The 14799-nt window shown below is 40.9% G+C and carries 5 protein-coding genes and 1 tRNA gene; 1 reads left to right on the top strand and 5 read right to left on the bottom strand.

Annotated elements, in window-relative coordinates:
• Positions 1 to 137: 137 nt before the first annotated feature.
• From cslA to FBD94_RS12105, 5 genes are all read right to left on the bottom strand, one after another.
• Positions 138 to 2246 (bottom strand): chondroitinase-AC, encoded by a 2109-nt coding sequence (gene cslA, locus FBD94_RS12125; RefSeq protein ID WP_136880377.1) that lies wholly within the window; start codon positions 2244 to 2246, stop codon positions 138 to 140.
• A gap of 29 nt (positions 2247 to 2275) precedes the next feature.
• Positions 2276 to 3700: a sulfatase gene (locus FBD94_RS12120; protein WP_136880376.1), complete on the bottom strand. Its 1425-nt coding sequence runs from the start codon at positions 3698 to 3700 to the stop codon at positions 2276 to 2278.
• A gap of 1 nt (position 3701) precedes the next feature.
• Complete coding sequence (locus FBD94_RS12115; RefSeq protein ID WP_136880375.1) at positions 3702 to 6764, bottom strand: chondroitinase family polysaccharide lyase; 3063 nt, start codon at positions 6762 to 6764, stop codon at positions 3702 to 3704.
• Positions 6765 to 6857: 93 nt separating this feature from the next.
• Positions 6858 to 10913, bottom strand: coding sequence for a hybrid sensor histidine kinase/response regulator transcription factor (locus FBD94_RS12110; protein ID WP_136880374.1), 4056 nt, complete (start codon positions 10911 to 10913; stop codon positions 6858 to 6860).
• Positions 10914 to 11163: 250 nt separating this feature from the next.
• Positions 11164 to 11236, bottom strand: a tRNA-Phe gene (locus tag FBD94_RS12105).
• A 461-nt stretch (positions 11237 to 11697) separates the two neighbouring features.
• Here FBD94_RS12105 and FBD94_RS12100 point away from each other — a divergent pair.
• Entirely contained in the window at positions 11698 to 14793 is a 3096-nt protein-coding gene (locus FBD94_RS12100; protein WP_136880373.1) for a SusC/RagA family TonB-linked outer membrane protein, read from the top strand.
• Positions 14794 to 14799 lie beyond the last annotated feature (6 nt).

Here is a 14799-nt window from a genome sequence, read left to right as displayed (position 1 = left end):
ACACTACAGCAACCTTGCGATTACTACAATCAAATTTGAGCATCAATCCGATTAAAAAAGGGGCACTAATTAATTTAAAAGAGGGTAATAATCAGTCAAAACGGCTGTTTCAATACCTTATTACCCTCAATCTCAATTTATTTAAGCGTTACCGTAGAGCCGGCAAATGCTTGCTGAGGGAAACTTACCGGATAATCCATTGTCTTTCCATCCTTATTATTTGTGATACTAATCACAGCATTTGTCTCTTTTTGCAAAGGGTCTGCCACAGAGATTACCACCTTACCATTCAGCGCTTTAATTAATAACGCACAAGCCTTGTCCGACTTGATGGTATAGCCCGACGTTTTTAATACACCCGGCTCGTAAAAGATCGCCTGCAACATATTTAATTGCTCATTGCTTACCGCCTGTAGTTGTCCGGTGTTAGCTAGAATTTTAATACCAGACTTAGCAAAATTACTTAGAGGTGTGGCATTCTTAATGCCCGGCAATACTACATACACATATTTTGCACCTTCTGGTTTTACACCATGGTTGATCCATAGTTTAAAAACACTACCAGAAAGCGCTCCCTTTGGATGTGCATTGTTGATCTTGTACCAGCTCCCCTTTTGGGTATTGGTACTCAAACTTAAATCTACGGATTCAGGGAATACATAGCCAATCCCATCGTGTAAGATCCAGCTTTGGTTATCATCTTTAAACACTTCCATTTTCCCTTTCCCAAACTTGCCTTTTATGCCAGAACCTAATACATCGCCATTTAACCAGCTTTGGTTAACAGTAGTCACAATCGACTCTGGCGTATTGCTACGAATATCTGCGCCCAGACATACAATCTCCTGATCAAAAAAGAACCAGGCTTTTTTTGCAGAGAGGCTATCATAGTCCAACGCATAAGTGCTTGCACCATACATGCCATCAGAAACACCACCAGCAAAAGCGTTGCTTCCATCTTCGCCCCAGAACTTGGTAGTCAAACGATCTTCCGCATAATCTCTGGTTGTTGTTCCCGGAATCTTATCCCATTCCCAAACCGGCATAATGTTGTAGTACTCCGGTCCACGAACCTGAATATTGGTCGCACCATCAGATAAGTACCTACCAAATAAATTCTCCTTGTTTCCAGACTCGCTACGTTTAGTCCGATTACTCACCATCCTCACATTAAAAGAATAACCAGGTCTAAGGTGCATTACATAATCTCCAATCCAAAACTGCTTATGCAATGGTTCAATCTTATAATCTGGTGCCGCTGTACTATCGGTTCTTGCAATTGCACTTCTCCACTCATCCGCATGTAATGGATCAATCATAGTTGCAGTAATTAACCTGCTTTTCTCTGTATTCTTTCTTAAAATATTAGGTCTACTTACACCACGACCTTCTGCGTTGAAGTCCATATAACTACCTCTAATCGCTTTTAAATAAGTTTCGCGGTAGTACCTAAAGAACATTTGCAATTTCTCATTACTGATCGCATACGGCGTTCCCTGCACGTAGTTAATCATTTTCAATATCCCGGAAATATATACCCCACCATAACTTGATATTTGTAACTGTGCGCCATGCTGCAAATAGGAATAATCATACTGCAAGCCCTCGTCATAATGCATAAGCTTAATCGGCTCAAACAACTCCGCAGCTGAACTAGCTAGTAAAGCTTGATTATTAGTAAGCAAAGCTCTATAGAAATAATGCAGAGCGACATCTGTTTTATTAGCTCCTGTTTGTTTTTCAATAACTCCGCGGTTCATTCTTTCAATCAGCAGTGCCTCTAAATCTGTCGGTATTCTACTTTCGCCATTGCGCAGCATGATCAAAATTTCACCCAAAGCCTGAGGAGTACCAATTTCATTGTGCCACCAGTTGCTACTTTTCGGGTCCTGATCGTACCAATACTTAATGGCACGAGTTATTGCGTCTAGTGTCTGATCATCGCTAAAATAACGGCTATCTTTTGTTATATACCCCTGAACAAGGCTTTCTAACTTTACTAAATGATCGTTTGGTTGCCAGTTGGTAATGGTTCTATCCTTGTAATCTATCCCCTTCCAGCTTCCATTAGGCTGCAGCGTAGCCAGGTTCTTTTCTGCTGCTTTATCCACAGACCGTACTGGCTTTCTAAGGTCCAATACAATTCTTTGCATAATTAGACTGGCTGCATCACCAGACTGTGCCTTGGCTAATCGCGATATTAGCATACTCAAAGCCAATACACTTAATAATAATACTCTCTTCATTGAGCTACAAATTTAGTTGGTTTATTTTATTAAGGATACATTCTTTCCATGTCACGACCTGTCGTTTCCATGCGGTGTTTCATGATTTGGTTTTTGCCGCCATATGAACTACCCCAGTGTGGCTTATCCAATCCCTTTTCCCATTCTGCAAGCTTACCAAGCATCTTATTTACCTGTGCAGGGTATTTCAGGGCAAGATTGGTGGTTTCAGAAATATCTTTTTCCAGATCAAAAAGCAACACATTCTCTACCTCTTTATTTTCTAAACGTCCTTTCACGCGTATCAGCTTCCAATTATTTTCTCTCATGGCTGCAGCTACCCCTCTTCGCCAGTAAAGCGCTTCGTGAGGAGTCTTTTTGTTGCTTCCGGTGATATATGGCAAGAGGTTTACCCCATCCAGTTTCTTTGCGCCTTTACGCTTTCCATTCCCCGCCGCAATAGCAGTCGGCAATATATCTAATGAAATAACTGGCTTGCTATAAGTTTTATTTGCTGCAATATGTCCGGGCCATTTCATCATCATCGCTACACGGATACCCCCTTCCCATTTTGAACCTTTCATACCACGTAAGAGCCCGTTATCAGAAGAGTTTACCGTAGCTCCACCATTATCATTGATAAAAACAATGATGGTGTTCTTATCCAGGTTTTGCTGTTTCAGCATCGCCATTACACGTCCAACCCCATCATCCAAAGAAGTCATCATCGCAGCATAAGCTCTTCTACCCGTATCCTGGATACTGGCGTAGCGCTCCATCAAATCTTTCTTAGCATTCATAGGAGTATGAACCGCGTTATAAGAAAGGTACATAAAGAAGGGTTTATCCTTATTTTCTGCAATAAAGCTGGTTGCCTTATCGGTAAACATGTCTGTTAGGTAAGTGATCTTACTTTCCGGAACAATCTCATTGTTGTTATACAAAGCATGTTCGTTAGTCCTTGCACCTTTATAGGCAAAGAAGTCCCTGTGGCCACCTGTAAAACCATAAAACTCATCAAAGCCACGTTTTAGTGGGAAATGTTTTGGCTCATCTCCCTGATGCCATTTACCTATGGCGATGGTTTTATAACCATTGGCCTGCATCTCATTTCCAATCGTTTGCTCGGATGGATCCATACCTACATCGGTAATTTTATACCCGGGAGCAACCAAATTAGAGGTGTTGTGTTCAAAACCAAAACGTTGCTGATAACGACCTGTTAAAATACCAGCTCTTGAAGGTGCACATACAGAGGCCGAAACATAAGCATCCGTAAAACGGGTACCCTGACGGGCAATTCCATCAATATTTGGTGTTGGAATCTGTTTGCCTCCATAACATCCAAAGTCTACATATCCCGCATCATCACTAACAATGACAATTACATTGGGCTGATTTGAAGACTTATTTTGTGCTATAGCAGTGCTCACTGAAAATGTAGCCAGCAAAGCACAAATGATTGTATTCTTCATTTTATATTCTCCTTTTATTTTCTTTAAACAATTCAATTTTTGAGGCTATCCCGTCTGTACATTTTACACTAACCAACGTGTTCCCATCAGGCTGCAAACTCGCCTGCAAGCCATTTGTGCCTGCCTTTACAACCCAACTACCTTTAACCAACAGTTGCATAACTGATGGTTTAGCTGGCGAACGGTACCAATTGCGGGAGTAAATACTCACCTCTTTTCTTTTACCATCTGCCGTTAAGGGACTATCATCCGGCCCTTCATAAAAAGCAAGATCAGGATCGGTAACTGACATAGACAATTGTTCCCCCTTTTGCTGATACATCAGCAAACATGGCCTATTATTGCCCATCAGTAAAGAATCCGAGAGTTTGTTATTAGTTCCAAAAACAGCGACTGCAGTAATCTGTTGTGGAGCATACCATACAATATGCGCCGCATTGTCCTTTTGCAATACTTTATACAAAGGTTTAGTACTTCCTTGCAACAAAGCTAAGCTTTCTAATGCCTGCTTATTCGTTTTTATCAACATTGCATACTGGTATCCAGCATCTACAGGCGCGCTTCCATGTTGCAAGATTAACTTAGCAAAGTTGCCTATGGTTTTACGGCTATCCTTTTGATCACGTGAAACCTGCGTTGCTTTTGTTAACACGATATCTCCCGCGTCAGGAATATAATAACCGATATTTCGGTTGTCAACAATCGTTAAAGGCTTTCCAGCTTCCCCCTTTTTTGTGTAGGGGAATGAATTTATTGCTGTACCATTTATGTTGAACACATCTGTCGAATCTTTCAGGTAATTTTGGAACAGCGTCGTTTCAGTTGGATAGGCTGCTATGGTATTTTGAATCCCCGAGCCCAAATTGATGACCAGGTTATCAAACATAAACCATGATTTGGTGGCCCTAAAACTCCCCATATCATATTTATCATGACCATGCAGTTTCATGGCAAACATACCTTGGTTCTTAAATGTTGTACCCCCCGCAAAACGCTCATCCGAGATCAACATTTCTTCTATTCCACTATAGTCATCAGCATTGATAATGTTAGCACGCAGGTTATCTAAGGGCAGATGTAAGGTTGTTGTCCCCGGAATGTTGTTCCAGTCCCAACCCTCATCTTTAAAATTACTCCCATCATCAGCTTTGGTTGCTGGAAACAAAACTTCCAACTGTCCATAGGCAAAATAACGGCCATACATATTTGCACCGGGATAGGACTCGTGGCTAATAAAATACCGATTGTGACCGCGTACCGTAAGCAACCAATCCTGACGGCGATGTATATCAAACAAACCATAATTAAGGTTCCAGTGCCCCCTGGTATAGCCTACCGGCTTGATCTGGCTACTTTTAAAAGCAGTAGCCCATTTATTTTGCTTCTTTCCGTTTAGCTTCAGGTATATCGAGGCCATAAGCGTATCCGTTTTTAAGCTACCATCGGGCATCCCAGCCATAGCCATATAAGCATAAGGCACATCTGGAATACGCCAGTTTCCTGTCGGATGACGGCCAGACACACTAATCGGCCACTTATAAGGATTGGTATAATAGTGCATCATCAGTAAACTATTCCGTAAACTTTCATGTGCTTGTTGCCTTACGCTAAACGAGGTCCCACTAAGTGCGTATACAATTGGGGTAATACCAGTATAACCGCCAATACCATAAGCTGGATAAAGATTACCATGATGAAAAACTGCCCCATCGGGCTTAAAAGCTCCCTCAATGGTATGGTCTGGTTCTATATTTTTAGATAGCCAATTCGAAAAGCTATGCATATACCTGAATTTTTCAGGAGCATCATCCATTATTAAAATAGACGAGAGCATACTCCCCAGCAGGGTATTGAAAACATCAATATTAGACGATGGCAATTGATCAGGAAGCTGCAAAGTACGTCCTAAACCACTAAACCAAGCCATACTTTTAAATGTGCGGTCTAACTTATTGTGTTTTTTGATCACATCTTTCATGAGCAAACAGGCCGAATAATAATCCGACAGGTTATAACCGTGATGATGCAATGCACCCATACCACTACCGTAAGCCCAGCCCTGATCTTCAAGATGATCAAGCAGATCTATAAAAATACCTTCTAGCTTTTGTTTATCTACTGCATCTGGCGAGGTTTGATAAAGCTGAGCGACCTGTAGCATCAGTTCGGTATAACGTTTTATGCCAGATAAGCGATTGGTTTCTTTCACACTTTCAGTTGGCGACAAAGACACCAACTCTATATCATTTGTAGAATAAACTGGTCTACCGGTTATTCGGCCCCCATCTCTTCCTATGTTCCAATAGCTAAAGGCTTTTTCAACATCTTGCACTGCGTTTTTTCCAACAGTTTTTGCTGAAGACAGAATCTGTTCTTTATAACGTTGACTGATTTGTGCCATATCGGTTCGATCAGTCGACTCCAATTTCACTTGCAAGGGCAAGTAATGTGGTGTTCTATTAAATGCATATAAAGAGTTCCAGTGCGCATTGGCGGCCTTATCTCCTTCTGGATTTACAAAAGGTAATTGCTCATCCCGCATTGGTGAACGTGGATTGATGGTTACATCATACATCAGCTGATCAATAAACAAGCTTCCCTTTTTTACAGTTGTAGGTGCATGTACAGTGAGGATATCCATATCTGCCTGAGGCTTGCCTACCATATCTCTATGGTACATTACCCAAGCTGTTCGCCAACCTTTAAAATTAAGGTTAAAATCGAAACTAGAAACCGTTTTATCTTGAGTACCAAATTTAAACACCAGCTTATCATTTATAGGTGTGTCATTATATATCCATACTACGAAAGTACTTCTTGGATTTGCTGCAACAGCTTTGAAAGCATCGTTCTGAACCTTCAATATACTTTTCCCCGCAGTGGTCCAGTCCCACTTTAGGGCTTGTTTACCCAATTTAAAGTGGTCGGCGGTCATGGATAACCTGCCATTAATGGCGTTCCAATTATTGGGTACGCTATTTTCGCAAATGTCTGTTTGTATCTGTGCGTAACTGCCGGCAGACTGCCAACAGACAAATAAAAAAACGAAAAGCAAACGGTTCATATTTGATCTTTTTCTGAAATTTGGTTCATACAAGATTCAAATATTCATTTTAATCTGCCTAAAAAAGGCGACAAATCAGTTCAAAAGGGGGGTCTAATCTGTTTTTTGAACATAGTCTGATGGGGCTACACCAAATTGCTTGCGAAACTCTTTACTAAAGTACTTCCGATCATTGAAACCAACAGAGTAAGCGACTTCAGAAATATTCAGTTTATCCTCTGTCAATAACTGCGCGGCTCTTTTTAATCGTTGTGATTTGATAAAATCTGTAATGGATAAACCAGTAATGGCCTTGATCTTTTTGTACAGCACAGTCTGACTCATTCCAATATCTTCAACAAGGCTCCCCACATTAAAATCAGGATCTTCCATACTCTCCTCAATCACCAACATCAATCGATTTAAAAACTTATCCTCCGGCGACTCTGTTTCAAGCCTCCTTGGGGTTAGCATCACTTGACGCATATATTTCTGCTTAAGCTCCTCGCGTCCCTGTAAAAGGTTACGAACACTGAGTTCCAAAACCTGAATGCTGAAAGGTTTAGTAATATAAATATTAGCTCCTGCTTCCAAACCATTAACCAGATGTAGCTGCGATGCCATAGCAGTAAGCATAATTACAGGGATATGATTTGTTCTTTCTTCTTTTTTTAATCTGGCACAAAGTTCCAAACCATCCATTTCGGGCATGGTCACATCACTAATAATGACATCGGGAACATGTGCTATAGCCACCTCCCAGCCTTCCAGTCCATTCACTCCTTCCAGAATGTGATAAGTATTTTGCAGCGACTGTACAATAAACCCTCTCAATTCATCATTATCCTCTACAACCAGAATGGTATATTTTTTCTCTCCAGGTACAGATTCTCTTTCCTCATCTACTTCTGCTATCGTTGATATAGCAACATCCCCTACAGCTTTCATCATCTTATCCGGGCTCAGCATTTCTTCCTCCGTAAAATGAGCCTTACCCAATAAAAGGGCAACGGTAAGACTAGTTTCCCCATCCTTTCCAACGATAGCCGGCACACTAGCAACCGAGATTTCGCCTTTATGCAGATCTACTATATTTTTGACCAGCGCCAAACCTATTCCCCAACCTTCAGCAGTAACCGCCCCCGATTTTACCTGATAGAAATTAGTAAATATCTTGTCTTGCGCCTCTTCAGGGATACCAATACCCGTATCTGCAATCACCACTTTTACCTGCTCATTTTCCAAATGGATAGAGAAGCTTATTTTGCCACCATCAGGCGTATATTTAAAGGCATTGGAAAGGATGTTATAAAATACTTTCTCCATCTGGCTAGTATCAAAATACACCTGGATTTGAGGTTCAGTATTGCTAAAGCTATAATCTATATTTTTAATCTCAGCCAAACTCTCGTAGGCATCATAGATACTGCGACAAAAAGCAACCAGTTCATGTTCCGAAACCTGTAGCTTGGCATTTCCCGTTTCTATCTTTCTAAAGTCTAGCAACTCACTGATCAACCTTAACAGCCTGTCAGTATTCCTCTTAATCCCCATCAACTGCTGGTTAACGGTATTATTTTCCTTAGTCAGGTTAATCAGCTTTTCAAGTGGCGCAAAGATCAGAGTTAGTGGCGTACGGATCTCATGTGATATCCGGGTAAAGAAATCAAGCTTCATCTGGTAAAGCTCTTGTTGCCGCTCATTGTTCAAGTGCTCATAATACAACTCCGACTCCAGCCTTTGCTGTCTACGACTAAAACGCAACACGAAATAAAGCAATGCAGAGCCCGCCATAAAATAGAGCAAGTAAGCCCACCAGGTGCGCCATATTGGGGGCAGGATGCGAATCTCCAGACTGGCTGGATTTTCGTTCCAAAGGCCATCATTGTTACTTGCTTTTACTAAAAAACGATACTTGCCAGATGGTAGGTTGGTATAGGTTGCGGATGGAATACTAACATAGTTCCAATCCTTTTCAAAGCCCTCGAGCTTATACGCATATTTATTACGGCCCGGCTGTATATAGCTTAAAGCCAAAAAATCAATGGTAAAAATATTTTGTCCTGCTAAAAACGTAATCTCTTTGGCAAAACTAATATCCTCCTTCAACAAGCGATCTGGCCCATTAATAGCTACCGGTTTGTTGAATAGCTTTAAACCAGAAAATACGATTTTTGGCACATGAGTATTCACCTTAATGTCGCGGGGGGTAAAACTCACTAAGCCGTTGTAACTACCAAAATAAAGCTTTCCACTTTTATCCTTATAAGCCGAATTAACGTTGAACTCATTGGCAGGCAATCCATCCGTAATGTTATAGTTTTTAAAGAATTTCCGTTGCTTATCAAACTTGGTGAGGCCACGGTCTGTACTCAACCACAAGTTCCCTTCATTGTCCTCCAAAATATCGATGATATTGTCACTAGCCATACCATTTATTTTAGTATAAGTAGTAAAGGAATTGGTTTTAGGATGGTAAAGACTTAAGCCCCCACGTAAGGAGCCTACCCAGATGTTACCTTGCTGATCTTCCCTGATACAATTGACCTGGCCTGATTTAAGACTATCCTTGCTATTGCCTTTGAAGAAAAACTTAAATTGCCTGGATTGATACCCTAACAAATTGAGTCCCCTCGGGGTCCCCACCCAAAGATTTTTCTTCGAATCCGTATAAGCAAAACGAATGTAACTGCTGCTCAGCCTTAGCCCAGATGAGGTAGGAACATCACTAATTACAGAGAAGTTTTCCTGCTCTGGATCAAACACATTTAATCCTTTCGATGAAGTACCGACAAGCAGTCTTCCCTGATCATCTTCGGCAATACTGCTTACATAGCCAAAACTTAGGGCTCTGGGATTCAAAGGATCAGGCTGGTAGTGCCTAAACTTACCTGTGTTTGGGTTAAAAAGCTCAAGCCCCCCTTGAAACAAGCCTATCCAGATTCTGTTCTTGCGATCCCGATATATGGCCTTAATGGTATTATTACCCAGACTTCCCGGATCACGGGCATCATTCACATACTTTTTAAATTCACCGGTCTTAGTGTTGAAATAATTAAGACCATGCCCTTCAGTACCAATCCAAAGATTTCCCTTTTCATCACCCTCAATAACGCTGATGATGTCGCTGCTGATGCTGTTCCCGTATTTATCGTGCTTATAAACCGTAAAGGGAATGGTATTACTGTGGGTAACATTTACACCTCCAAAATTAGTACCCACCCAAACTGAGCCCTGATTATCCTCATAAATATCCTTAATAGAATTATCACTTAAGCTCTTACGGTTATCCGAATCATGCTTAAAATCGGTAAAACGTAGGGTATGTGGATTTAAAATATTCAAGCCGTTCATGGTCGCCACCCATAAATCACCTTTTTTACTTACTGTTATTTTACGGACAATGTTATTACTCAATCCCTGTGGATCAGCAGGATTATACTTAAACCTCATAAAGGAAGCACTTTCAGGCATAAACAAATTCAAACCATCTGCTTCTGTCCCTATCCATATTCTCCCTTGCTTATCCTCAGCAATGGTTCTGATAAAATTTCCACTAATACTTTTCAGATCAGTGGCATTATTGCGAAAGGTAGTAAAGATATACTTGCCATTCTTTAAAGTCATCCTGGTCAAGCCCTCTGTAGTCCCTACCCAAATATTGCCCTTACTGTCTTCAAAAACTGCATATATAGAATTCCCTGCCAGCCCGTCTTTTTGAAAAAACCTTTTAAACTTTCTGGAAGTAGAGCTTTCCAGCATACTTAAGCCCAGATTAGTACCGAACCAGATCTTCCCTTTGCTATCGGAAAATATGGAAAGTACAATCTTATCGCTGATGCTATTTGGATTTTTGAGATCATAAGGAATCCGTTCAAAAGCATCCTTCTCAGGGATATACCGATTTAGTCCATTTTGGGTACCGATCCATAGGTTTTGCTTTTTATCCTCTAACAAAGCATAGATGTAATCTTCTGAACTGATGGTTGATGGATCATCAGGATTTGTATGGTAAATTTTAACACCTCTACCATCATAGCGATTCAGACAGTCGCGCGTACCAAACCACATGTATCCCCTGCTGTCTTTGCATATAGATAAAACGGTACTTTGAGACAGGCCGTTGGTAACTGATAAATGATCAAAGGATAACTGAGCAAATGAGCGCATGAAAAAGCAGTTGAATATTACGATTAGTAATACTCGCGTGGCTATTTTATGAAGGTTAGTAGGTTTAGTCATTTCCGCTTTAAAGATACAAAATAAACCATTCTGCTCGAAGGCGGGCATCTCTTAAGCTCCTGAAGGGGAGCAAAGAGCGCCTAGGCCTTTACGCAGAAGGTATATTTTGGGTCAAGCAGGATGTATAAAAAACCATATAAAACAGAAAAGCTCCAGATTTCTCTGAAGCTTCTCGCAGTGGTATGGGCCGGGATCGAACCGGCGACACATGGATTTTCAGTCCATTGCTCTACCGACTGAGCTACCGTACCATCTTATTTAAACAGGATTTCGTAATCATGCTCCCCTCGGTTGGGAATGCAAATGTAATATCTTTTCTGTTACTACCATATCCTAAACGGTGAAATAATCTTTAATCGCTCTCTTTCACATAATTAATTTTCAAAAATGCTGCCAATTAGAAAAAATTGAAGCCCCTATCCTTTTCAACAACCGTAGTTCTTTTTAAGAACCATAGGAAATAAAAAAAAGTATACTTATTTAGTAGTTTTTATTTTGAGGGATAAATAAAATACCTTAATATTGTCGACAAATTTAGTAGACTTTATTTATAACACCAGTTAAATGACAAGGAGGTTTCCAATGATGCGATGTTACACTCAGTAATATAAAAGGGAAATACAATGTATTCCCCTAATAACTAATTCTAAAAAACAGGATATCAATTTGGCGTTGGCCCTGTTTTATCACTCAAATTAAGTAATGTAAAAATATGCAAAATTTTGAAAAAGCTAGGCGCTTTTTTAATGGCCTTGCTTTGGTCCAAAAACTAAAGTTAACATCCCTATCGCTCGTCCTTTTATTCCCTCTCCTTACTATTGCCCAAACACCTACCAAGCCACTGGTAAACGCAAGCATAAGTGGACAAGTTATAGATTCCCGTACCAGCGACCCTTTACCGGGGGCTTTAGTGCAGCTAGAAGGCGTAACACATAGCGTCCAAACAGACCGGGATGGTAAGTTCAGCTTTGTAACCGGACAAAAACTCCCTGTCACCCTGATTGTCAGTTACCTGGGCTATGACAAATCTAGTGTTGTGGTCACCAATACCCCCATAACCATTAAATTGAATCAGAACCAAAAACAATTAAGCGAAATTCTCATAGTAGGATATGGCACCCAGAATAAAAGGGAGATCACCGGTTCTGTTGCGAAAATAAAAGCTTCTGAAGTCATACAACAACCAGTTGCTAGTTTTGACGCACAGCTACAGGGGAAAGCCGCTGGGGTACAGGTAATCACCAATTCTGGTGTTCCTGGAGAAGGCATATTTTTAAGGGTTAGGGGAACCACATCAATCAATTCAAGTAGTGATCCATTGTATATTGTAGATGGTGTATTTTTGAATAATTCAAGCTTACAAGCTACCAATCTGGGCGGTAGGGTTACCTCTCCCCTCGCGGATATCAATCCGGCCGATATCGAATCTATAGAAGTATTAAAGGATGCATCGGCAACGGCTATTTATGGTTCAAGAGGAGCCAATGGCGTCGTATTAATCACCACAAAAAAAGGAAATTACAACAACAAATCTACCGTTAGTTTCAATATAGCAAACGGATGGGTACAGGCAGATAAAAACACCGTTCCTAGTCTTACTACTGGACCTGAGGCTGCACTGCTGGCTAATGAGTGGTGGATCAATTCGGGAGTTGATAACCCAGCCTTAAATCAAACCTTTCTAAACAGACCCTTCCGCCCGGTATCAGAAGGTGGCCGCGGACTACCAGAGGAACAGCCTACATACGACAGGCTGGGCGACTTGCTGAGAAAAGGACGTGTACAAGACTATAGCTTGGCCGTACAGGGTGGATCAAACTCGTCCAGATATTACATAGGTGCTGGATACACTGATCAAGAAGCACTAATTAAAGTAATCAAGTTTTCAAGAGCAAGTTTAAAATTCAATTTCGACCAGAAACTTTCAGAAAAAGTAAGCATTGGCCTAACCAATAGCTTTTCAAAAAGCGACCGAAATCAGGCCCGTACAGGAGATGGTCCACAGGTAAGTCTATGGAACTCTGCTGTCTCAACGGCCACTTTCACACCTAAATATGGTGAAGATGGTCTCGCTACTGGAGTTGATAATACCTATACGCTCATAGATAATTATGATGTAAAAACACAGAGTTTACGCTATGTGGGAAGCGTTTTTGCTGAAGCTGAACTGGCCAAAGGTTTAAAATTTAAAACCAGCTTTAGTCTGGATTACAACAATTACAAGGAATCGGCCTATTGGAATACCAATACAAGCATTGGAAAAGCAGTAGGTGGACAAGCCAATTCAGATATCACCCAAAATAATACCTGGATAAACGAGCAAACCTTAACTTATCAAAAGCAATTGGGGAACCATAAGCTGACACTTCTTGCCGGAAACTCATTCCAAAGCAATACCCTCTCTGTAAATTCGGGAGTTGGAACCGGTTTTGCCAACGACAATTACAAGTTAATCTCATCTGCATCTATTCGTACCGCATCTGAAGGCTGGACGGGATATAATCTGTCTTCCTTCTTCGGACGTGCAGGGTACAATTATTTAAGTAAGTATTTTGCTGAAGCGACTTTGCGTGCGGATGGATCTTCAAAATTTGGGACCAATAATCAATGGGGATATTTCCCTGCATTCTCCCTGGGATGGAGGCTTAAGGAGGAAAGCTACCTTACAAACGTAGATTGGCTTAGCGAGTTAAAACTAAGAGCTTCTTATGGAATAACCGGTAATCAATCGGGTATAGACAACTTTGCTTCCAGAGGCTTATGGTCTGGCGGTAGCAGTTATGCCGATGTAGTGGGTTCGCCCTTACCTGGTATTGGACCAGAGCAGTTGGGGAATGACGATTTACGTTGGGAGAAAACCAAGCAAACCGATATAGGTTTAGACGCTTCCTTTTTTAATAACCGACTGGCGGTAACTTTGGACCTATACCATAAATATACTTCTGACCTGTTGTTGCAACAGCCTATTCCATCATCTACTGGTTTTTCTGTTTATTGGGCCAATGTTGGCGAAATCAGCAACAAAGGCTATGAACTGACAATAAACTCGACCAATCTCAGAACCAGACATTTTACATGGAACACAGATTTCAACATCTCTGGTAATAAAAATAAAATTGAAAAATTGCCAAGCCAGATTACCCAATACACCAGGGACTGGGTGATTTTGAAAGAAGGTTATTCAATGAACTCTTTTTGGCTTTACAATCAATTGTATGTAGATCCAAATACAGGCGCGCCAGTATTTGAAGGTCAGGACGCAAGTGGAAATGTAACGGCTGAAGACCGAAAAATAATACACAGTGCATATCCAAAGTTCTATGGTGGCCTTACCAACAATTTCAAATACAAAAACTTTGATCTCGGCGTAGCCTTTAGCTTCCAATATGGAAATTACACTTTAAATCTCCAAAGGTACTTTAAGGAAAGAAATGCATCAGCAGGCAGTGTGACAACCAATGTCTTAAACAGATGGCAGAAGAAAGGGGACATTACAGACATCCCTCGACTTACCTCTGTAGGCAGTAATTACACCATTGACCAGAGCAGCCGATATCTGGAAGATGCATCCTTTTTAAGATTGAAACAAGTCACTTTAGGTTACAATTTACCTAAATCAACATTTTCAAAATTAGGGCTATCTGACGTAAGAGTATACTTTGTGGGGTCAAATCTATTCCTGTGGACCAAATACAACGGAGATCCAGAATCGGGCATCACTTCAAATCCCAATGCTCAGGGATTAGGTGGTTTTGGCACCCCGCCTCAGCCCAAGGGATTTCAGTTTGGGCTTAATGTAAAATTGTAAGAACAG

Source organism: Pedobacter hiemivivus (assembly GCF_005144565.1).
GTDB lineage: Bacteria > Bacteroidota > Bacteroidia > Sphingobacteriales > Sphingobacteriaceae > Pedobacter > Pedobacter hiemivivus.
The sequence above is the reverse complement of the archived record's forward strand: the minus strand, read 5'-3'. Positions and strand labels throughout refer to the sequence as shown.

Bases quoted from the DNA above. Each gene is read 5' to 3' on its own strand.
- cslA (WP_136880377.1), bottom strand. From the start codon at position 2,246: ATGAAGAGAGTATTATTATTAAGTGTATTGGCTTTGAGTATGCTAATA.
- FBD94_RS12120 (WP_136880376.1), bottom strand. From the start codon at position 3,700: ATGAAGAATACAATCATTTGTGCTTTGCTGGCTACATTTTCAGTGAGC.
- FBD94_RS12115 (WP_136880375.1), bottom strand. From the start codon at position 6,764: ATGAACCGTTTGCTTTTCGTTTTTTTATTTGTCTGTTGGCAGTCTGCC.
- FBD94_RS12110 (WP_136880374.1), bottom strand. From the start codon at position 10,913: ATGCGCTCATTTGCTCAGTTATCCTTTGATCATTTATCAGTTACCAAC.
- FBD94_RS12100 (WP_136880373.1), top strand. From the start codon at position 11,698: ATGCAAAATTTTGAAAAAGCTAGGCGCTTTTTTAATGGCCTTGCTTTG.